Annotated in this window: 21 protein-coding genes; 8 read left to right on the top strand and 13 right to left on the bottom strand. The window is 48.4% G+C overall.

Features of this window, described 5'->3' with window-relative positions:
- Nucleotides 1-24: 24 nt before the first annotated feature.
- The gene (locus tag AC0WRU_RS04220; RefSeq protein ID WP_476127356.1) at nucleotides 25-1,125 is read right to left on the bottom strand and encodes a DUF3048 domain-containing protein; all 1,101 of its coding nucleotides are present in this window, start codon (nucleotides 1,123-1,125) and stop codon (nucleotides 25-27) included.
- Nucleotides 1,126-1,367: 242 nt separating this feature from the next.
- Between AC0WRU_RS04220 and AC0WRU_RS04215 the strand changes: the two genes are divergently transcribed.
- Nucleotides 1,368-1,886, top strand: a complete 519-nt coding sequence (locus tag AC0WRU_RS04215; RefSeq protein ID WP_476127354.1) for a DoxX family membrane protein — start codon at nucleotides 1,368-1,370, stop codon at nucleotides 1,884-1,886.
- 292 nt (nucleotides 1,887-2,178) lie between these two features.
- Nucleotides 2,179-3,105, top strand: a complete 927-nt coding sequence (locus AC0WRU_RS04210) for a hypothetical protein (RefSeq protein ID WP_476127353.1) — start codon at nucleotides 2,179-2,181, stop codon at nucleotides 3,103-3,105.
- 99 nt (nucleotides 3,106-3,204) lie between these two features.
- Here AC0WRU_RS04210 and AC0WRU_RS04205 read toward each other — a convergent pair whose 3' ends face one another.
- The 3 genes from AC0WRU_RS04205 to AC0WRU_RS04195 all read right to left on the bottom strand — a co-directional run bounded on the left by AC0WRU_RS04205 (nucleotide 3,205) and on the right by AC0WRU_RS04195 (nucleotide 5,558).
- Nucleotides 3,205-3,996, bottom strand: a complete 792-nt coding sequence (locus AC0WRU_RS04205) for a dioxygenase family protein (RefSeq protein WP_192512931.1) — start codon at nucleotides 3,994-3,996, stop codon at nucleotides 3,205-3,207.
- A 92-nt stretch (nucleotides 3,997-4,088) separates the two neighbouring features.
- Nucleotides 4,089-4,913, bottom strand: coding sequence for an alpha/beta hydrolase (locus AC0WRU_RS04200; RefSeq protein ID WP_025684525.1), 825 nt, complete (start codon nucleotides 4,911-4,913; stop codon nucleotides 4,089-4,091).
- 345 nt (nucleotides 4,914-5,258) lie between these two features.
- A complete protein-coding gene (locus AC0WRU_RS04195) occupies nucleotides 5,259-5,558 on the bottom strand; it encodes a hypothetical protein (protein WP_476127352.1) in 300 nt (99 codons plus the stop codon).
- Nucleotides 5,559-5,754: 196 nt separating this feature from the next.
- On the opposite strand from AC0WRU_RS04195, the gene AC0WRU_RS04190 reads away from it, so the two are divergent.
- Nucleotides 5,755-6,183 (top strand): hypothetical protein, encoded by a 429-nt coding sequence (locus AC0WRU_RS04190; protein ID WP_476127350.1) that lies wholly within the window; start codon nucleotides 5,755-5,757, stop codon nucleotides 6,181-6,183.
- A 241-nt stretch (nucleotides 6,184-6,424) separates the two neighbouring features.
- Here AC0WRU_RS04190 and AC0WRU_RS04185 read toward each other — a convergent pair whose 3' ends face one another.
- The 6 genes from AC0WRU_RS04185 to tlp all read right to left on the bottom strand — a co-directional run bounded on the left by AC0WRU_RS04185 (nucleotide 6,425) and on the right by tlp (nucleotide 12,778).
- Nucleotides 6,425-7,357 (bottom strand): ABC transporter substrate-binding protein, encoded by a 933-nt coding sequence (locus AC0WRU_RS04185; RefSeq protein WP_476127348.1) that lies wholly within the window; start codon nucleotides 7,355-7,357, stop codon nucleotides 6,425-6,427.
- Between the two features lie 102 nt (nucleotides 7,358-7,459).
- Nucleotides 7,460-8,485, bottom strand: a complete 1,026-nt coding sequence (locus AC0WRU_RS04180; RefSeq protein ID WP_476127347.1) for a FecCD family ABC transporter permease — start codon at nucleotides 8,483-8,485, stop codon at nucleotides 7,460-7,462.
- Nucleotides 8,485-9,570: a FecCD family ABC transporter permease gene (locus AC0WRU_RS04175; RefSeq protein WP_476128563.1), complete on the bottom strand. Its 1,086-nt coding sequence runs from the start codon at nucleotides 9,568-9,570 to the stop codon at nucleotides 8,485-8,487. The genes AC0WRU_RS04180 and AC0WRU_RS04175 overlap by 1 nt, the downstream gene beginning before the upstream one ends.
- A gap of 200 nt (nucleotides 9,571-9,770) precedes the next feature.
- Nucleotides 9,771-10,745: a glycoside hydrolase family 43 protein gene (locus AC0WRU_RS04170; protein WP_476127345.1), complete on the bottom strand. Its 975-nt coding sequence runs from the start codon at nucleotides 10,743-10,745 to the stop codon at nucleotides 9,771-9,773.
- Between the two features lie 193 nt (nucleotides 10,746-10,938).
- Nucleotides 10,939-12,228 carry a threonine ammonia-lyase IlvA gene (ilvA, locus tag AC0WRU_RS04165; RefSeq protein ID WP_025686303.1) on the bottom strand — a complete coding sequence of 430 codons (1,290 nt, stop codon included), beginning with the start codon at nucleotides 12,226-12,228 and terminating at the stop codon, nucleotides 10,939-10,941.
- 325 nt (nucleotides 12,229-12,553) lie between these two features.
- The gene (tlp, locus tag AC0WRU_RS04160) at nucleotides 12,554-12,778 is read right to left on the bottom strand and encodes a small acid-soluble spore protein Tlp (RefSeq protein WP_476127343.1); all 225 of its coding nucleotides are present in this window, start codon (nucleotides 12,776-12,778) and stop codon (nucleotides 12,554-12,556) included.
- Nucleotides 12,779-12,948: 170 nt separating this feature from the next.
- On the opposite strand from tlp, the gene AC0WRU_RS04155 reads away from it, so the two are divergent.
- The gene (locus AC0WRU_RS04155; RefSeq protein WP_476127342.1) at nucleotides 12,949-14,157 is read left to right on the top strand and encodes a chromate transporter; all 1,209 of its coding nucleotides are present in this window, start codon (nucleotides 12,949-12,951) and stop codon (nucleotides 14,155-14,157) included.
- A gap of 163 nt (nucleotides 14,158-14,320) precedes the next feature.
- Here AC0WRU_RS04155 and AC0WRU_RS04150 read toward each other — a convergent pair whose 3' ends face one another.
- Nucleotides 14,321-14,947: an alpha/beta hydrolase gene (locus AC0WRU_RS04150; RefSeq protein WP_476127340.1), complete on the bottom strand. Its 627-nt coding sequence runs from the start codon at nucleotides 14,945-14,947 to the stop codon at nucleotides 14,321-14,323.
- 220 nt (nucleotides 14,948-15,167) lie between these two features.
- Here AC0WRU_RS04150 and AC0WRU_RS04145 point away from each other — a divergent pair, with 220 nt between their 5' ends.
- Both AC0WRU_RS04145 and AC0WRU_RS04140 read left to right on the top strand, forming a co-directional pair.
- A complete protein-coding gene (locus AC0WRU_RS04145; protein ID WP_476127338.1) occupies nucleotides 15,168-15,479 on the top strand; it encodes an autorepressor SdpR family transcription factor in 312 nt (103 codons plus the stop codon).
- Nucleotides 15,476-16,132 (top strand): SdpI family protein, encoded by a 657-nt coding sequence (locus AC0WRU_RS04140; protein ID WP_476127336.1) that lies wholly within the window; start codon nucleotides 15,476-15,478, stop codon nucleotides 16,130-16,132. Before AC0WRU_RS04145 ends, AC0WRU_RS04140 begins: the two co-directional genes overlap by 4 nt.
- Nucleotides 16,133-16,261: 129 nt before the next feature.
- Here the strand turns inward: AC0WRU_RS04140 and AC0WRU_RS04135 are convergent, their stop codons facing one another.
- Together AC0WRU_RS04135 and AC0WRU_RS04130 are read right to left on the bottom strand one after the other, a co-directional pair.
- Nucleotides 16,262-17,086, bottom strand: a complete 825-nt coding sequence (locus AC0WRU_RS04135; RefSeq protein WP_476127335.1) for an aldo/keto reductase — start codon at nucleotides 17,084-17,086, stop codon at nucleotides 16,262-16,264.
- Between the two features lie 45 nt (nucleotides 17,087-17,131).
- Entirely contained in the window at nucleotides 17,132-17,425 is a 294-nt protein-coding gene (locus tag AC0WRU_RS04130; protein ID WP_025686297.1) for a putative quinol monooxygenase, read from the bottom strand.
- A 162-nt stretch (nucleotides 17,426-17,587) separates the two neighbouring features.
- On the opposite strand from AC0WRU_RS04130, the gene AC0WRU_RS04125 reads away from it, so the two are divergent.
- The gene (locus AC0WRU_RS04125) at nucleotides 17,588-19,237 is read left to right on the top strand and encodes an ATP-binding protein (RefSeq protein ID WP_476127333.1); all 1,650 of its coding nucleotides are present in this window, start codon (nucleotides 17,588-17,590) and stop codon (nucleotides 19,235-19,237) included.
- 23 nt (nucleotides 19,238-19,260) lie between these two features.
- Entirely contained in the window at nucleotides 19,261-19,989 is a 729-nt protein-coding gene (locus AC0WRU_RS04120) for a response regulator (RefSeq protein WP_476127331.1), read from the top strand.
- The last annotated feature ends 33 nt before the right edge of the window (nucleotides 19,990-20,022 follow it).

Genomic DNA, 20,022 nt, shown 5'->3' with positions numbered 1-20,022 from the left:
CTTAAAAGGTGAATTTCGTATACTTTACTTTGCTTCTACACTTACATGCTCGTTCAACGAAACGTCCGCCGGAACCACATGTATATAGGATGTACCTGGTACTAACGGAATTTCAACTCCATTTTTCAAAAAACGAATCGCATCACCGGACGTATGCTGCCACTCAGCATGTATCAGCCGTCCCTGTTGAAACACCATGGCCTCTCCACTGCCATTCAGCTTAACGCTCAATCTGCCTACATCATCCAGCGTTTGGTGCCTGGTGCTCATCACAATGACATTGGCCGCAGAGAGCTGCTTGTTATTGTTTTGATCCACATGTGACTTTTCGTTCACAAAACGCTTATATTGCTGAGCAGACGGATCGTAGGTGTAAGATACCTTGTAGCTTTTAAGCAAAAAGCGGATTTGCAAAGATACTGCATCCTCGTCTCCCATGACCGAGGTTTCACCGGATCTAAGGTAGTTATATACCGGAACCACCGTCTGTCTGGCGTAGCCTTTGCTTTCGCTTCCTTGGCGAAGTCTGTTCACATCTGTGTACAGATTGTGTGGAGGACGGCGATCCTTGCTTCTCCAGAAGTAAGCCCCCCCATTCGAAATCTCATCCAGATGCTCCTTTCGCTGCTGCTGTAAAATCGCATAGGCATCTGTACTTCCCCCGGCGTGTATCGGCAATGCTCCATAAGTTTCACCCAGTTCAATCAGATACGGCCGGATGCTGCGGACCGGACCTATTTTCACATCTCCGCCATGACTTTGGAAAAAAGCTACCAAACGGGTAATCCCACCTTCCGCGAGAACCTCATATACCATGTCCGCCTCGCTAAGTCCCGCCTGAGGCCGTGCGGCTGGAGCGTTATTAATCATAATGGCGAGCGGTCGTTCCAGAACAGGCTGCTGCACCGGAAGACCCGTAAGCGGAGCTGTAAATGCAGGAATAGTCGGTTCCTTGGACGGCTCAAGCGCCTCCGGCTGTGTTTCTTGCTTAAGCGGTTGAGGTACGGGTTCTGATTCACCCGATTTGGACAAAGCAGAACAAGACATCATGGTCATACATAGCAAAACCGAGGTCATCACACGCAACCATCGTCTTCGATTGAAAATGGGCCTGGACAAGCTCATCCCTCCAGTTAGACATTTTTCTCATTATAAGCGTTATTTCCTGTTTCTGTCTCGATTGAAACACCTCAACTCTATAGAATACTTATCTGAAGACATTAAAATTTAAAAAATATTCAGACTTTGTGATTTTTATCACAAATAACTGTAACTGAACCTAATACAATAAGGGTGTAGCAGAGATGATCATCCCAAACCAAATGAATACAAACAACATTATAAGATACGAAAGAGGAGTGGTTTGAATGTTTAACAACTGGTTGCGTGAAAATAAAGTAGCAATGTGGCTGCTGACTATAGTACGGGTTTATCTGGGATATGAATGGATGACCCATGGACTTGAGAAGCTGACTGGCGGATTCGATGCAGGCGGATTTATCTCGGGGGCCATTGCTAAAACAGGCGGAGAACATCCCGCTGTACAAGGCTGGTGGGGATCGTTCCTTGAAGCCTTTGCCCTGCCAAATGTCGGTTTGTTCAACGTACTGATCCCACTGGGTGAATTCCTGGTCGGAGTTGGACTGCTTCTTGGTACACTGACTACATTAGCTGCCCTGATGGCAATGGTCATGAATTTCTCGTTCCTGTTCTCGGGTACGGTAAGCACGAATGCAATCTACCTGCTGTTTGAAATCTTCCTTGTCGTTGCTGGCGCAAACGCTGGACGGATTGGCTTGGATCGTTGGGTACTATCCTTCCTGCGTGGACTGTTTCGTAAAAATAAAGATACCTTTCCAGCGGATCCCGCTCGAAAAATAGCCTAAACTACCCAAAAAACAACCGTTACCCTCCGGGCTAATGGTTGTTTTTTTGTGCAGCAATACTGCTTTATTTTATATGTTTCGGCTTTGTACAGCTACGATGCTGCATCCTGGCTTATAATTTTCGTTCTTGTGCAGTTATGCCGCTGCCCCTCCTCCCGGTTTGAAATCTCCTCTTTATATCCGATTCATCATTTCCCCAAACGTTTACAAGTTGGATACAATCCGGAATGCTCACGATACATTCCCCCTATACACTACAGTTACACCAAAGAAAGCCATGGAGGGTTATATCATGAAAAAAATCACCAAAGCCTACCTCATGCTCGCGACAGTAACTTTCACAGTACAGACTATGGGACTGGGATATCCATCACAAGCCGAAGCAGCAGTATCGACTACAACAACGTCTCAATCGGAAAGTGTTCAAGGTATCTCCAAGAACTTCGAGCAACTGCTGCGTCAACCCGGCAAGCTACCTCAGGCATTCGCTTATTTGCAAAAACACATTCAATTCATTCCAGCCTCTCAAGTCACCATCATGACGCTTCATCTGGAAAATGCGCAAACCAAGCAATTGGATTCTTATTCACAAGCCTTATACCCAGCTTCTGTTCAGACCAAAATCAATACTATTTATAAACCCGGCGATTCGTTCACAAATGTAATTAGCCGCACCAAGGATACGAACCTGAAGAAATTACTGACCCAAACCAGAGATGCCGGATACAAACTGGAAACCGCAGAAGGTATGTATTATCCTGTCATAAACTATGAAAAATATAAAGTTTTCGGAAAGTACACCACGGCAGATATCCGCAGCTATATTGACATCATGACAGTGGAATCTGGACAGGCGTCTACCAAGGATGCCGCGCTGCATATCGGATATCAGCAGTTGTCTGGACGGGTGCTGGCACAGGAAGACTTTTTAAACAAATATCCACATTCCAACCGTACACTAGCTGTCAAAGAATTGCATGATCTGTACTATTTCTATACCTTCTACGGCACGAACAATACGCCATTATTCGATTACGATACCAAGAAGATTCATCCTAACGCCAAAAAAGGATATCAACTGGTAATTCAACGCAACAGTGGCTCAGCTAGTCCTTATGTACAAAAACTAAAAGCCTTCGTGGCACTGCTGGATCAAAACGGGGATAAACATACTGCACAGGTATCCGACTGGCTGAAAAAGAACGTACCCACTTCCTGATCAAGTTTTACAGGAACACACCCTACAGTAACTCCCGTTATATACACAAAAGAACTTCCTTCCCACTAGCCATGTGGATTCGGAAGTTCTTTTTCACATTTACGTATCACGTTCTTGCCCGAAAGCCCAACAATTGAGACTTAGTGAGCCCAGGACATAGGACTGAAAAAGCTTCTTCGCCGAGCGCTGGTCATCCGCAGCCCCCATCGCGTAAAACAGCGGTGAAAAATGCTCTATCCCATAAGAGGGAACCGCCTGTTTGGCATAAGGAGCCTTTTTGTCATATTGAAACAAATGACGCAAATTCCAGTCCTGAAGCTGCTGACCGATCCAGTCATCATATTGAACCGCCCAATCCGCAGGCTCATTCGTCTGCTTGAGTGTTCGCAAATTGTGGACCAACCCGCCGCTACCGATGATCAAAATGCCCTGTTCACGCAATGGTGCCAGCATCCGCCCAATCTCATACTGCTCCTGCGGAGCGCGCCTAGAATCAATGGAGAGCGGGACGACCGGGATGTCCGCATCAGGATATATATGCCGCAAAACCACCCATGCTCCATGATCCAGTCCCCGGTTCCGAACCGGCTGGTGGAACAGGTTATGCTGACTGAACAGATGCTCTATCTCCTCATACAGCTTCGGATCACCTGGTGCAGGGTAATCGAGTGTGTACATTTGTTCAGGAAAGCCATAGAAATCGTGCAACGCTGCATGCTGATCATCCGCGCCGATACATTGATCAGCACTATCCCAATGCGCGGAAAAAATGACTATTCCTTTGGGTCGGGGCAGGCTCGCGCCCAGCTCTGCAAGAAAGCTGGTGTATGCATTGTTTTCTAAAGCCAGTGTCGGTGAACCATGCGCAACAAAAATTGAGGGTAATGTCATCGCTGCCAACCTCCACACGCCAGTATAGTGTTACTCTTCCATTTTACTCCGGTGGAGGCGCAATTTCCAATACAATCCGTTACAACCTGAAATCAGATCATCCAGTGCTGCCAATCCCTCTGAATATTCTCCTGCTTATCCAGCCATTCCAGCGTCCGATCGATCAACCGTTGCCGTTCTTTACCGGAAGAGAAGGTGTGATCTCCCTGAAAAATAATTTCTTTGTCGCAACGTCCCTCTGGACGCATCCAAAATACCTTTTGAAACAGGAACGCATAGTCCACAGGAATGATATCATCCGAGGTTCCGTGAATAACGAGCACATCCCCGTTAAACTTGACGGCCTCCTGAAACGGCTGGAACTGGGCAAGTGATTCAAAATAAGCAGGTGTGAACTTGTAGCCCAAATAGTCGGCCTGACCGCTTTTCACGGACTCATCGTACACGCTTCGCTCCGTAATTTTAACAATGTCATTGAACGGGTAGCCGACCGCCGACCAAAGCACCAGATTTTGTACTCTCTTGTCCCGTACCGCTGTGAGAAGGGCGACCGCGCCACCCAGACTGTGACCGATCAGCGTCACCTTGGTCGGGTCGATGTCTGCACAATTCACGGCATAATCGAGCACGGTACGTGTCTGATTAATCATCGACTCCAGCCCTTGCTTGCCGTAGTCACCCGTGCTTTCCCCGCAACCGGCAAAATCAAAGCGCAGGACAAAATATCCCCCTTCCGCAAGCTCACGTGCAGTCTTTACGAATAACCGATCTATCCCAATACGATTGCCCACAAATCCGTGGCATATCACTACGAGCGGTACCCGTCTCTGACGGTCTCCTTCATTCGGATTGCTCGGATAATGAATCGTTGCGGCCAGCTCCTCATTTTCAAAGCGAATTCCAATTTGCCGTTCCATTATGATTGTCCCCCTGTTTCAAGCTTCACCGTCACCAAGCTGCTATGCTGCATGGGCACCCCTACCTTGCGAAGCTCCTTGTTATGATTAATGATTGATAATTAATGATTTTAAGCGAATATGTCAAACGTATCATTGTAACATGGATGCTCAGCAAAATATTCTTTTACTTTAATTCCGATAAGTTTAATGAGCTTTATAGTAAAGTCAGTCTATCATTGCCCTGCTTCCTTGTCAACCTGTCAGTTATAACGGAGAAAAAACGAACAAATGGCGCTCCCCGCAACGATAACGAGGAACGCCATATTGCATTACTTGATGGGAAAATTAACTTCATCCAGCAGACTATTCGTAGCTGTTCCTGAACATTTCGTGGGTCTCCGTACGCCCCTCCCATTCCAGTCTGTAAGAGGCACCGCTATTCTGATCCTCATGCCATAAGCTGTGGTAGCTCTCTTCGCCCAGGTCACCTGCAAACTCGGTATCCCGAGCCCATTCAGCATCGTCCAGAATACGGTACGTCGGGAATATCCCCTGAACGCTCCGATGACTCACGTTCACAGGCAAGGCCTCCACGCTGTTTCTAACTGGAGCGGCTTCCAGCCGTTTATTAACCGTATAATCCGCTTGCTTATCCAGCTTCATAATGCCACATCCTCTCCACATTTACATTCAGGATGCTCCGCGTGCTCACCCTTTATCCAGTTTGAGGAGAATGCAGCGGTAATATACATTACGCAGATAAAGCCTTTTGCCATCCGCAGCTTACTCACGTATACTGTTTTTGTTACGTATTGGCGGTTCCGCCAGACGGAATACGCCCGCAAAGCAGGAGGAAGAAATGAGTAAAGCCAAAAATTATACGCTTATTGCATGGATTTCCTTGTCCATGTTTTTTTTGACACAGGCGATTATCGGATGGTTTGTAACGTTCACAGGCGGAGATGTTGCTCCTTTTGAAAAAGTTAACCTGTCCACCCTGATCATCATCGCCGCAGGAGCCATTCTGCTGGTTGAAGCGCTGATGAATTTTATGGACCGCCCGGAAGAAGGAGAGAAAGCACAGCAAGACTATACGCCCGTGAAGCCCCGCATAGACCTCAAGTCCATCTTGCTGTATGTCGTGTTAGTCGTGGTGATTCTGGTCGCAGGGTTGGCCCTGCGCAGCGCACTGCCCGTGTTGAGCATTTCACCCTGGGTGAATCTGATCCTTGCCGCCATCGGCTTTATTGGACTCAAGCCGATTTTTTTGCGCAAAAAACGTTCATAGCTCGCAGTTCTCATTTATACCGAAGCTGCCCGATTTTTGTTCGCGGCGGCCCTTTTGGTTATAGAGTGGCTGAGCTGACACGTTGGTTTGTTGACGTACATGATATCAGAAAAGAAAGCGGCTGTCGGCTGACCTGGGAACTATCTGGCATCCGACTTGCAGCTTAGGTGTTCGCCAAAAAGCCGTATTCCCCACCTGCAATAAGTGCATTAGGGAATACGGCTTTGCTGTACGCTAAAGCTTATTTGGAAAAGAGTTGCTCTGCATTATCCAGAGCGATTTTGTGTCCCATTGCCGAATAGTCCAGCCAAGGCTGTCCGTCCAGCATGTAGACATGACCCTGCTTCACTGCTTTGAGTCCTTGCCATACTGCGTTTCCTTCCAGTTGCGTGTACACCTTTTGGGCATCCGCGCCTTTACTGATAATGACAAAGATCGCATCGGCATCATAATCCGGCAAAACCTCCTGGGATACGACCTGATATGCCTTGTTGATCTTTTCCACACCCTTGGCTGGCTTCAAGCCCAAATCCTGATACAACAGCGGACCTACCGGGCGCTTCATGCCCATTACGCGGACTTCCTTCGCCGTAACACGAATAGCCATCACGGTTCCGTCGCCTATTTTTTGATGGATCAGCTTTTTAACCCGTTCCTGTTGGGCATCGTAATCTTTCAGGAAAGCGTCCGCCTGCGCTTCATGCTTGACCATAACAGCTATTTTTTTCAGTTGATCCTTCCATGTGCCCTCGTCCAGATCAAAGACCTCGGTTGGCGCGATTTTTTCATACTTGGCTACATCGGTTCCCGAATATTTTTTGTCTAGAAAAATATGGTCAGGTTGCAGCTCCAGCACGGCTTCCATATCCGGGTCTGTGACAACGCCCAGCTTGCGGGTATTCTGGAGACGATCTTTTACATGGGGTAAAAAGTCCTTAACATCTCCACCGATGACCGAGCCAGCCGGAGTAATACCCAGCGCCAGCAGATTGTTCGTCAAATGAATGGACATGGAAGCAATGCGCGAATCCGCGCTGACCGTTTTCTCGCCGTTGTCCGCCGCTTTCGTATCGGTAGCTTTGTTATCTGCTGCTTGTCCACAAGCGGACAGCATCACCATACATAAAATAAGAACCATGCCCACCCATGAACGCTTTAATCCATTTTTTTCCATTATTATTCCTCCTATGTCATAGAAGCTCCAACTAAAATGATCTATATAGAAAGCTTCTGCTTGTTTGTTTATGTACCTTTTCCATCTGTCATTTTCCATCTGTCATTTCGTTCGGGACAGCAAAAATAAAAAATACGGAGCCCCTACCACAGCAACCACCACACCCGCCGGAATCGCATTCGGCTGAAACACGGAACGTCCAATCGTATCCGCAGTGACCAAAATGACGATTCCGACAAAGCAGGCCACCGGCAGCAAATGCTGATACATTGGCCCAACCAGACGGCGAGCCAGATGAGGCGCAATCAGCCCTATAAAGCCGATGCCTCCAGCCATAGACACACTGGCGCTGGATAGAGCCACGGCTGCACCCAGCAGCAACAGACGCTGACGTTTCACACTCGTGCCGATTCCAGCCGCCGTCTCGTCGCCCAGCGACAGATTGTTCAGGCTGCGCGTCTGTGACAGAACGTAGGGCAGCACAATAACAATCCACGGCAGCAAAGCCGCCGCATGTATCCAGTCCCGGCCCCATACGCTGCCAGCCAACCAACGTGCGGTGAACGCGTAAGTATCCTCATCGAGTCGCAAGGACCAATACAGCGTTATCGCGCTGAGGCCCGAGGCTACACCGATGCCGGACAGGATCAGACGCACAGGCACGATTCCTCTGTTCCGGTTATAGGACAACAGCACAATCAGCACCGCCGCCACGACACCTCCTGCAAAAGTAAACAGGGGGATCAGCACGGCCGCCGATCCTTCAAGATTGCGAAAGAAACTGACGAACATCACCAGTCCTAACGCAGCCCCCGCGTGAAGCCCCAGCACCCCCGGGTCAGCGAGTGCGTTCCGCGACAAGCCCTGCATAACAGCCCCGGCTGCTCCCAATCCGGCCCCGGCCAATACCGTTACAACGATACGCGGCAGACGGTATTCGAACAGGACGATATGATCACGCCCGTTGCCACCACCAAACAGTGTATCCAGTACACGCAGCGGTGGAATACGAATCGTTCCAGTATTCAAACTCAATAGAATGACGGCAAAGCTGATCGCTGCCAAAGCCAAGCAGACGATCAAAGCCTTTGTCCTTCTTGCATCCCCGGTTCCTAAAGAGCGACTCATTACAAATCCCTCCTTTCCTTACGAGCGAGAAAGAGGAAAAAAGGCACTCCGATAAAGGACACCATAATTCCAATAGCGAGCTCCTCGGGCGGATTCGCCATTCTCGCCCCCAAATCAGCCAACACCAGCAGCACAGCTCCCAATAACGCAGACAGCGGTACAATCTGGCGGTAATCCACACCAATCAGTTTGCGGGCGATATGTGGAATAACCAGCCCTACAAAACCGATGGCCCCGGCTGCGGACACGGACAATCCGGCCAGTACCACCACGGTCAACAGACCCAGCAGCCGGATACGCTTGAGATTTAACCCAAGGTTCAGCGCCACCTCATCGCCCATCGAAATCAGTGAAATAGAGCGTGCCAGCCCCATAGACCAGGCAATCACAATCAGCAAAATCGGCGCAAGAATCTCAAGCTGCGACCATTTGATTCCTGCGACACCGCCCGCATACCAAAAGGCCAAATCCTGACTCAGATCAAAATAAATCGCAATTCCCGAAGTCATAGAGCCTAGCAGAGCAGCCGTCACTGCTCCGGATACGGTCAGTCTCATCGGCGTCAATCCCCCGGGCGCGGAAGCTCCCAGACCAAATACCAGCAAGGTGCTCATCAGCGCCCCGAGGAACGACAATACGATTAACGTCCCATAAGGAAGATTGGGGAAAAAGGCAAAACTCACAGCGACCACAAACATCGCTCCTGCGTTAATGCCTAACACACCTGTATCTCCCAGCGGGTTGCGCGTAATACCCTGAATCAGAGAGCCTGCCACCGCCAGCGCAGCTCCGATGACAGCCGCCCCCAGCACACGCGGTAATCTCAGCTCATGAATGATCTGATGTGTCATCAATGAACGATCATAGTGGAATACCGCCGCCCATACCGTGCCTAAGGTCAAGTCCTTGGCTCCAAGGGAAATCGCGGCAAACATAGCCAAGGCCAGCAGCACAGCAGCACCTATGAATAGCAGCGCCTGCCGAATTCGGCCCGCCCGGAGTAAAGGACGGGCTACCAAGGCTACTTCAGGAGCTGTGCCTTCTGTCCGAGTCGCTTGTTTATCTGCTCTGCCTTTAAACTGCATTCGTGAGGTCACTCCCTCCATACCTGAAACCACCATAACGCTCATGACGATGACGATAATGATAATTATTATCAACTTGATTTATAATAGCATGTTTCTATGACTTTGCAAGCCAGAAACTGCTCCTCCTATGGAGGAACAGTTTCTGGATATACCTATGTGAGATCGCTATACGAGGGACTCCATGTAGCCCACATTTTTTAGTACGTAGGCCAACCTGCGGAGTCCCATTTCAGATCACTAATCAGCAGCTTTGGATTACCGTTATCAGTGGCATCATAGGCATGACGCGCAATCACGCTATTGTTATAAATGGACTGACCGCCCGGTCCCTTCCAACGATCATTCCCCGCATCCAATATGGTTCCGCCGCCATCCATCAGTTTTTTACCACTCTTGTCCACATACGGTCCAGTAATACTGGTGGAGCGACCGTAAATAATTTTGTAATTACTGTTTACGCCCTGGCAGCAGTTATCAATGGAAGTAAACAGATAATAATAACCGTCTCGGTATGTAACATGTGGAGCTTCCAGACCGCCAGCGGTACGCTTCGCGATGGAATAAATCTGCCCCGTAGGCTTCATCGTATTTTTGTCCAAACGGGTAACTTTCAGGCCTGTATTCCAAGAACCGAAGGAAAGCCACGGGTTACCGGAAGCGTCAATGACCAGATTCGGGTCAATGGCATTGTAATCGTCAGATTGCGTCGTACGCAGCACTAGCCCGTCATCTCTCCAGCTCCCTGCTCCAATGCTCGACGCGGAGGCCAGTCCAATGGCTGAAGTACGGGAACCAAAAGTGGAAATGGAATAGTACAGCCATACCCGTCCGTTGTACTTTTGAGCATCCGGTGCCCAGATATCATTCGTAGTTTGATTAGGTACATACGATTTCCACCAGGATAGCGGTGATAAGAAGATTTGCGGCAATCTGTAAAAATTGCGTCCATCATCTGACCTTTGTACCTGTATTCCCTGACCCGTGGAGAAAATATACCACGCATTGCCTTCCTTCGTGATGGATGGATCATGTACCGCCACATCGCCAGTTAATGCCCAATGCTCTGCCGATGCGGATGGCATTACCGATAGCAACAACGCAGCCGAGGTTACGGCAGCAAACGCCGTTCGGGCTATTTTACCCCGCACTGATTTTTTCCTAGATTTCAACATTCTACGCACCTCCGAAATAGTTTCATATGATAGAAATCATGTGATACACCTATTACATTAGTGTTTATACTTACGAAGTTACCCATATATTAACCTATCAACTTCATTTTTGTAAACGCTTTATTTCAAATCATAGGAAATTCCCAAACTACGCATAATGTTGTCATACAAAAAGGAGCCCGCAGGCCCCTTCTTAAATTAGCATATTAAACAGATTTTCGTTTTTGTTCAGTTCTGTGTATTTAATCCCCTTGCGGCTCATTCGTTCAACTAAGGGAAGATAGTCTTCCTTGTGAAACAATTCAATGCCGACCAGCGCAGGGCCGTTCTCCTTGTCGTTCTTTTTCGTATACTCAAACCTTGTAATATCGTCGTCCGGTCCAAGCACATCCTGAAGAAACTCACGAAGCGCCCCTGCTCTTTGCGGAAAATTCACCATAAAATAATGCTTCAGTCCTTCGTAAATCAGAGACCGTTCCTTAATCTCCTGCATACGGTCAATATCGTTGTTGCCACCGCTGACGATGCAGACAACCGTTTTGCCCTGAATCTGTTCACGATACATATCCAATGCTGCTACAGGCAACGAACCCGCAGGCTCCACAACAATCGCATTTTCATTATACAGCTCCAGAATCGCGGTACACGCCTTGCCTTCCGGCACCTTCACAATATCGTCCAAGGTACGTGTACAAATATCATACGTTAACTGACCAACCCGCTTAACAGCGGCTCCGTCAACGAACTTGTCTATTTGCTCCAGCGTAACCACCTTGTTCAAACGCATCGCTTCCGTCATCGACGCCGCGCCAAGCGGTTCTACGCCAATTACCTTGGTGGACGGACTGACCGTTTTGAAATACGTGCCTACGCCTGCCGCCAAACCGCCACCGCCAATGGTCACGAACACATAATCCGCTGGCGTATCCAAACTTTCCATCACTTCCATCGCAATCGTACCGTTGCCTGCTATAATTTTCGGATGATCAAATGGATGGATAAAGGTCATCTCCTGCTCGCTGCACACCTTTATCGCCTCATCGTATGCATCGTCGAACGTATCCCCGGTCAAAATGACCTCCACACTGTTGCCACCAAAGCGACGAACCTGCTTCACCTTCTGATTAGGCGTTGTGCTCGGCATGAATATTTTGCCGTGAATGCCCAGCGCATTACATGAAAAAGCCACACCCTGCGCATGATTACCCGCACTCGCACACACGATGCCCTTTTCCATTTGCTCAGGAGTCAGGCTGCGAATCATGTTGTAGGCTCCACGAATTTTAAAGGAACGCACGACCTGAAGATCCTCTCTTTTCAGATACACGCTACAGTTATATTTAGCCGACAGGACGGCATCCCGCTGCAAAGGTGTACGTACAATCACCTCACGCAGCATATGATGCGCCCGTACAATATCCTCCATGCCGACGATTGACGCCATCGGGGCCGGATCAGTTTTCTGGGTTTCTGTTGGTTCCATAGGTTCTCCACGCTCCGCCTGAATATGTCTGTATTTGAAATCTTTCAAATATCATACCACGTTTACCTACAGCTTGTGCAGGTCATAGAGCATGAAAATGAGAATGAAAATCAATTATATTCAATCAGGAACACGACGAGAATCGGCAAATGGGAGATCATCGGCCAGTCCAAAACAGCTTGCTGTGGTGGTTATTACAAGGGAATGTATCCGCTTTCAAAACAATCGGTTCATCAGGATGCAGTTGGTTCCATTGGTCAGCCATTTGCAGAAAAAAAGCGGCACAACTCCAATTGAAATTCGGGGTTGTACCGCGCTCTTTTACTTATTCTTGGGAATGGGCTGCCTCGTCCTTAACTTCCTCCCGAAACGCTTTAATACTTTCCTTACGACGCTCATTCTTTTCTTCGATCTGCTTACGCTCCTCGCTGCTGATTTCAGAGGAGAACTCGTTGAGATATCCTTCAGCTTCATGCAGGTTCTGCTGTGTGTTCTGAATACTTTGTTGCAAATGTTCAACATTATCGGCCCGATTATCCGGTTTTGCCATCGTTTATCGCCTCCTGGTTATGGAATCGCTCACTGAGCGCTAAACCGTAGCTTGAGCGCTATCGAATGATTTTATGCATTCTTGTAGCAATTAATAAAATAGAGTAATTTAGATTACATTATTCAGTTATATTGAAGTTGGGAAAAAAAGAAAAAGGAGCAACCTGTTATATGGAAACGAGTAAGCTAGACCCGCTAGAAGATATTCCAAAGGGACGATTAGCGACTCTTTTTGAAGTGCTGGGGGTGTCTACAAAGTTAGGTCTAACCTCCTTTGGAGGGCCGGTTGCACATCTAGGGTACTTTCATAATGAGTACATACGCCGTCGAAAGTGGATGGATGAACAAAGTTACGCCGATCTTGTAGCGCTCTGCCAGTTCCTCCCCGGTCCGGCCAGCAGTCAGGTTGGCATTGGAATTGGAGTTGTAAGAGCAGGATTACTTGGCGGATTGTTAGCCTGGATTGGTTTCACACTGCCGTCGCTCCTTCTGTTGGTTGCGTTTGCTTTCCTGCTTCAAGGATATGATATAGCGAGTGCGGGGTGGATTCATGGACTGAAGATCGTAGCTGTAGCGATTGTGGCCCATGCTATTCTGGGGATGGGGCACAAGTTAACGCCTGATCGGGATAGAGCAACAATCGCCGTGATTGCCGCCGTGATTACATTGTCCTGGCATACAGCTTACAGCCAAATTCTCATCATTGTTGCTGCCGGTGTAGTTGGCTTATGGCTCTATCGAAAGAAAAGGGCAGAGATTACGTCTAATCTTCAAATTGCGGTTAGTCGTACTTTTGCAGTTTGTTCCTTGGTTCTATTTTGTGCACTGCTTGTGGCACTTCCGCTTGTCACACCCTCGGAGGAAGGGGGATGGTTAACGCTGTTTGATAGCTTTTATCGTTCAGGCTCTCTGGTATTTGGCGGGGGGCACGTCGTACTGCCGCTTCTGGAACGAGAAGTTGTTCCAACAGGATGGGTTAGCCAAGAGGATTTCTTGGCAGGTTACGGAGCTACGCAAGCAGTGCCAGGGCCGTTGTTCACATTTGCAGGTTACCTTGGAGCGATCGCCGGGGGAGTACCAGGAGCAGTGGTTGCCACTCTCGCCATTTTCTTACCGGCATTTCTTCTTGTTGTCGGTGCACTCCCGTTTTGGAATGGATTAAGAAACAACCCGAAAATCCAAGGAGCTTTGGTGGGGATTAATGCAGCCGTGGTTGGTATTTTGATGGCTGCGCTGTATGATCCACTTTGGACTACCGCCATCTTGAAACCAATGGATTTTGCCCTGGCGATCATTTTGTTTATGATGCTGGTCTTTTGGAAGCTTCCGCCTTGGGTGGTTGTTCTTGCGGGCGCAGCGGGAGGAATGTTACTGGGGTAAGTGTAAGCCCAATAGGAGGCATGGCGGGCAAAGGTATCCGGGTCAATAGATCCGACCTTCTATGTGCGAGTGAAAAAGCCGACTGCTTGAAAGCAATCGGCTCTCTGTAGAGAAACCTTAGCCAGGTTCACTCGCCCTATTCCTCACATTTTATATTTAGTGCTTATACCTGCTCTCCACTCGGGTTAAAATGCTCCCCAAACCAACGTCCTGCGGCTTCGGCTTCTGTACGGGTCAATTGATGACCATTGCGTTCCCAATACGCATTCACCTGCGCACCAGCACCTTCCAGTAAAGCTTGCAGCTCACGGGATTCCGTAACCGGAACGATCGGGTCATTTTCACCGGAAGACAGAAATACAGGGATACCGTTCAAATTTGGCAAATTTAGCCCACGCAGCGGCACCATCGCATGATGTAAAATAGCTCCACGCAGCGCTTTTGCATCGTGAAAGAGCATACTGGCCGCTATGTTTGCTCCATTGGAATAACCAAGAGCCACAACGTTGTTGCGGTCAAAATCGTATTGCTCCGCAGCCGTATCCACAAATTCGCTCAGCTCCTTGGTACGGAATACGAGATCCTCAATATCGAACACGCCTTCTGCCAAACGGCGGAAGAAACGCGGCATCCCATTTTCCAACACATTTCCCCTTACGCCTAACACAGACGCTCCCGGTGCTACCAAATCAGCCAATGGAATCAGATCCTGTTCGTTCCCGCCGGTACCATGTAGCAGCAAAATAACCGGGGCTTGTGGATGATTTCCTTTACGAAATACGTGTTTCATATATATCCTCCTCTAATTTTTGTTTTAAATTAAGATTCTTATTTTTAATATAAATTAATTATAGCGAACTTCCCGACCTTTTACAATCGAAATCAGCAAACCTGCTCTAAACCTTTTTCTAAAATGATGTATTGTTCCGTTGACAAGTATCATAGCTCTATTTTACTATTGTATTAGATATTTAGAATATTATCTAAATATCTAAAGGAGGAAATGAATTTTGAATGATGCGTTCAAAGCTTTGGCTGATCCGACCCGGCGTAAAATATTGCAGCTTTTAAAAGACAAGAGCATGAGCGCAGGCGAAGTGGCTGAACATTTTCAAATTAGTAAACCTAGCATCTCCCACCATCTGAATTTACTGAAGCAATCTGGACTGGTGCTAGATGAACGACAGGGACAAAACATTATTTACACCCTACATACGACGGTGGTCGCAGATGTCATCGGTTGGATGTTCAGCATCGCTCAATCTGATATGCCTGCAAAGAAACATTCGAATGATATTAAGGATACGGAGGGATCTGAATGAAATTTCGGATACATTGGAATTTTACGGATGTTTTAATAACTTTGATTGCTTTATCACCTGCTATAGGGGCTTTGCTGCTGTACGACCGACTTCCCAATGTTTTGGCCTCTCATTTTAGCTTTGACAATACAGCAGACGGGTATATGAGTAAAAATAGTTCTATTCTCATGCTGGTGCTATTGGGGCTGGTGCCTTTGCTCCTTCGGCTATCCCGCTACATGGACCCCAACAGAGCAAATTTCGAGAAATTTGCTAAAGCCTATGAGGTTACGCGTGTAGGCACTTCGCTCATTCTCGCTATAGCCGGTTGGGGAATGCTGCTGTATAACCTGAACATACGACTGCAAATGAATACTATAATTTGCGGGGGAATAGGCCTGATGCTGTTGGTGCTGGGCAATTATATGACACAGGTACAGCCGAACTATACCTTCGGTATCCGTACGCCGTGGACTCTGTCCAACCCGGAGGTATGGCGTAAAACGCACCGTTTCGGCGGACCTATGATGATGCTCGGCGGTGCTTCGGGTTTGGTAGCGGCATGGGTCGGTGGAGTGGCGGGGACGGTCATTTTTCTCACCGGGCTGGGTATATCCGTCGTCACCCCCATCCTCTACTCCTTCCTCCTGCATCGCAAATTAAATCAACAGTAGGATACAGGACGTAGTAACTCTGTCCAAACGGACAAACGCGTATGAGTCGATCCCAATGCATAAATAAAAAAAAAGAACCTCCTAGCTACGATTAACGCAGATTTGGAGGTTCTTTGTGCATTTGAATATTTAGAACAACAGCTTGTCGGGATGCGTGCCTACACGCTCATCAAGATGAAGTGCGTTGATTCGGTTAACATTCTCTGCCGTCAGTTCAAAATCAAATAAATCGGCATTTTCGCGGATACGATGCGCGGTTACAGATTTGGGAATCGTCACAATGCCCCGATCCAGATGCCAGCGCAAAATAACCTGCGACGAGGTTTTGCCGTATTTTGCAGCAATCTCAACGATATCCGCTTGCTCGGTCAATTTACCCTTCATCAGTGGACTCCAGGATTCAAGCTGAATCTGGTGCTCCCGACAGTATTGGTGCAGCTCTTGCTGTGTCAGACGCGGGTGAAGCTCCACTTGGTTGATTGCAGGTACAATGTTGCTGTCTTTCAGGAGGTTTTCGAGATGGTGAACTTGGAAGTTGCTTACTCCGATGGCGCGTACGCTTCCTTCTTCATACAGTCGTTCGAACGCTTTCCAGGTTTCCTTGTACTTGTCCTTACCAGGCCAATGAATGAGATACAGATCAATGATGTCCAGATCCAGTCGCTTACGGCTTTCATCGAAGGCACGCAGTGTTGAGTCGAAGCCCTGATCCTCATTCCACAGCTTGGTGGTAATGAACAGTTTTTCTCTATCCGCCCCGCTGTCACGGATAGCTTGTCCAACCAGTTCCTCATTGCCATAGATCGCCGCCGTATCAATGTGACGATAGCCCACCTCGATGGCCGTTTTAACTGCTTCGTAGACCTCATTGCCTTCCGCCTTGTACGTACCAAAACCCAGCCAAGGCATCTGAACTCCATTATTCAGTACAGTTGTATCCGCAATGTTCCCCATGTCTATCTCCTCCTGTTCCTGATTATGATTTATGCAGCGGGATGATTACAGTTTAGTCGCATCCTGAAAAGCATTCACTTGAAGCGGAGCAGCCAGCAATTCTTTAGCCGCGGCAACAAATGCCTGGAAATGGGCAGACTTGTTATGGAAATCTACAGCAGCAGCATCCTTCCACTCTTCAACCATGGTAAAAGCGTTCGGATCATTCAGATCCTGCATCAGCGTGTAGCGTACATTGCCTTCTTCGGCTTGTGATGCGCTGATCAACCCTTGGGTTTGTTGCAGAAAAGTCTCTCTTTTTTCAGGTAAAACTTTCATATCAGCATGAATAATAAACATGATATTGTCCTCCTCACATTATGTAACTATTTCTATTATAGACCATTCATTCGGCAGATTAAAAGTGCGAGCGTTCCTGTAATACAGTAAAATGGATCGTGTTGGAGAGAAAATCAGGCAAATCGGCCCCTCTTATATCTTGCTTGACGGCGGTGAATGCACATGTGTTTTCAGACAAAACTAATCCTTTTCATATCCCTTTTAGTGCTGGTGGTCACCGGGCTGTTGGGATCATCCTTTCGATATATGATCACCTCTGCTCTGTATGAAGAAATCGGGAAAAGAGCGATGACCGTAGCCAATACCCTAGCGGTAGATGCACAGGTTAGGGACGCTCTGGAGCAGACAGGGACAACGGAGCTACGTTCGCAGATCAACGAGGCGGTGAAGCCTGTCCAAACCAGTAGTGGCGCTGATTTTATCACCATTGCCGATCGTCATCTCATACGACAGTGGCATGTAAACCCGGAGCGTATCGGACAGCCTATGACCGACCCGCTGAATGACAAGGTGCTACAAGGGCAATCCTTTGTCACGGAATCCACGGGCTCTCTCGGACCGTCGCTGCGGGCCAAAGCCCCGATTTATGATGAAAAGGGTAAGGTCATCGGACTTGTTTCCGTAGGTTTTCTGATGACAGATGTGGAGCAAAATATTCGTACATACACGTATGCATGGCTGTGGTTCATGGTGGGCGCGCTTGTGATCGGCATAATAGGAAGCTTGCTTATATCGCAACGGGTACGCCGGGAGCTACATGGCTTAGAGCCAGTAGAGATTGGACGGTTGTATCAGGAAAAGCAAGCCATTCTGGAATCCATAGGCGAAGGCATTATTGCGGTTAATAGCAGTGGGCAAGTTACGCTTGCCAATCCACAAGCCGTTCGTCTGCTCGGACTTTCCCCGGAAACCTCTATATACGGATGCGAGCTTCGTCACTTGCCGGGTACCGCAGGTGAGCTGGCAGATATACTTATTGGAGATCCCTTATTGGAAAATGCAATGGTAGAGCCGGGGCAGGAACAAGGCACATTCAATGAGGAAATTGAGGTGCAGCAACGGGTTGTAGTGGTCAGCCGTGTACCGATTCATGATAGATCCGGTCAGAGGATTGGGACGGTTGCCAGTCTGCGGGACAAAACCGAACTGCTCCGCATGACCCGGCAATTGACAGAGGTCAAAGATTACGCGAAAGTGCTGCGATCCCAAACACATGAATACGCCAACAGGCTATATCTCATATCCGGTCTGATTCAGTTGGAGTGCTATGACGAAGCGGTGGACTTTATCACCCGGGAATCAGAGGAATATCGTCTACACAGGCCCGATACTTCTGCTCACCTGCCCGATTCAGTCATCGCCAGCCTGCTGATCGGCAAGAAAAAACAGGCACTGGAAAAGGGTATTGTGCTGCATTCCCATATTAGCGGTGCATTTTCAAGCCTGGCTCCTGCTCCGGAGTGGCGACTTCTCGCTGCCATGTCTGGAAATTTGCTGGATAACGCCATGGAGGCTGCTGCAATACGCTTCAACTCCAGACCGGATGGACAGGTTTGGTTCCGGCTCGAAGAAACGGCTGAAGGAATCACAGTCGAGGTTGCGGACAACGGACCAGGCATTCCGGAGGCTATCCAAGAAAAGCTGTTTGTTAAAGGCGCATCAACCAAAACAGAAGCAGGACACGGGTACGGCCTTGCTCTTGTACAAGAGTACGCGGATCAGATGGGCAGCTCTATAGAGGTGCATGAACGAGTTGGTGGAGGCACCGTTTTTAAGATACGTATTCCTTTAAATGGTCCTAGCAGCGCGTGATGATACAAAAGGAGGTTACGCCCATGAATGAGCGGGCTTTATCGGATATTGAGGTTCTTATTATTGAAGATGATCCGCGAATTGCGGAGATTAACCGCCGATTTATTGAAAAGGTGGACGGATTCACCGTATGTGCAATAGCGACGAACGAGTTTGAGGCAAAGCTTCAACTGGACGTACTGCGTCCTCCTTTGGTGGTGCTGGATGTTTATTTTCCCGATACGGACGGTCTGACTCTGCTATCGTTCATCAAGCAGCACTACCCGGGCACGGATGTCATCATGCTGACCGCCGCCAAGGAAGCAAAAACGGTGGTACAGGCCGTTCGCGCAGGTGTGTTTGATTTTATCGTGAAGCCCCTTGTATTCGAGAGATTGCGTGCGACGCTGGAGGAATATGCCCGTTTTCGGCGACAAGTCACAACATGGCAAGAGGAACAATCTACGGTGGAGCAATCCGAAATTGACAGTCTGCTTCAAAGCGCAGGCAATGCTAGGACAGTAGGCAGCGGAGTCGGGGTTTTATGGGCCAAAGGCATCGATAAAGTGACCTGCGACAAGGTGCTTGATCTGCTAAATAGACGTGGTGAGTTGACTACCGGAACGGTCGGGATTGAGCTGGGCATAAGCCGTTCCACAGCCAGAAGGTATCTGGAGTATTTAGTAGAAAGCGGCGACGCCCGCCACGATCAGATGTATGGGACAGTCGGCAGACCGGAGCGTATCTATCGGCGAATCCCCTCTACTCCATAAATTTAATGAACTTAATTCACTTTATAAGCCAAA

It is taken from the genome of Paenibacillus sp. 1-8, from assembly GCF_056316205.1.
Note: the sequence above shows the minus strand (reverse complement) of the source record. Positions and strands in the feature narration are given on the sequence as shown.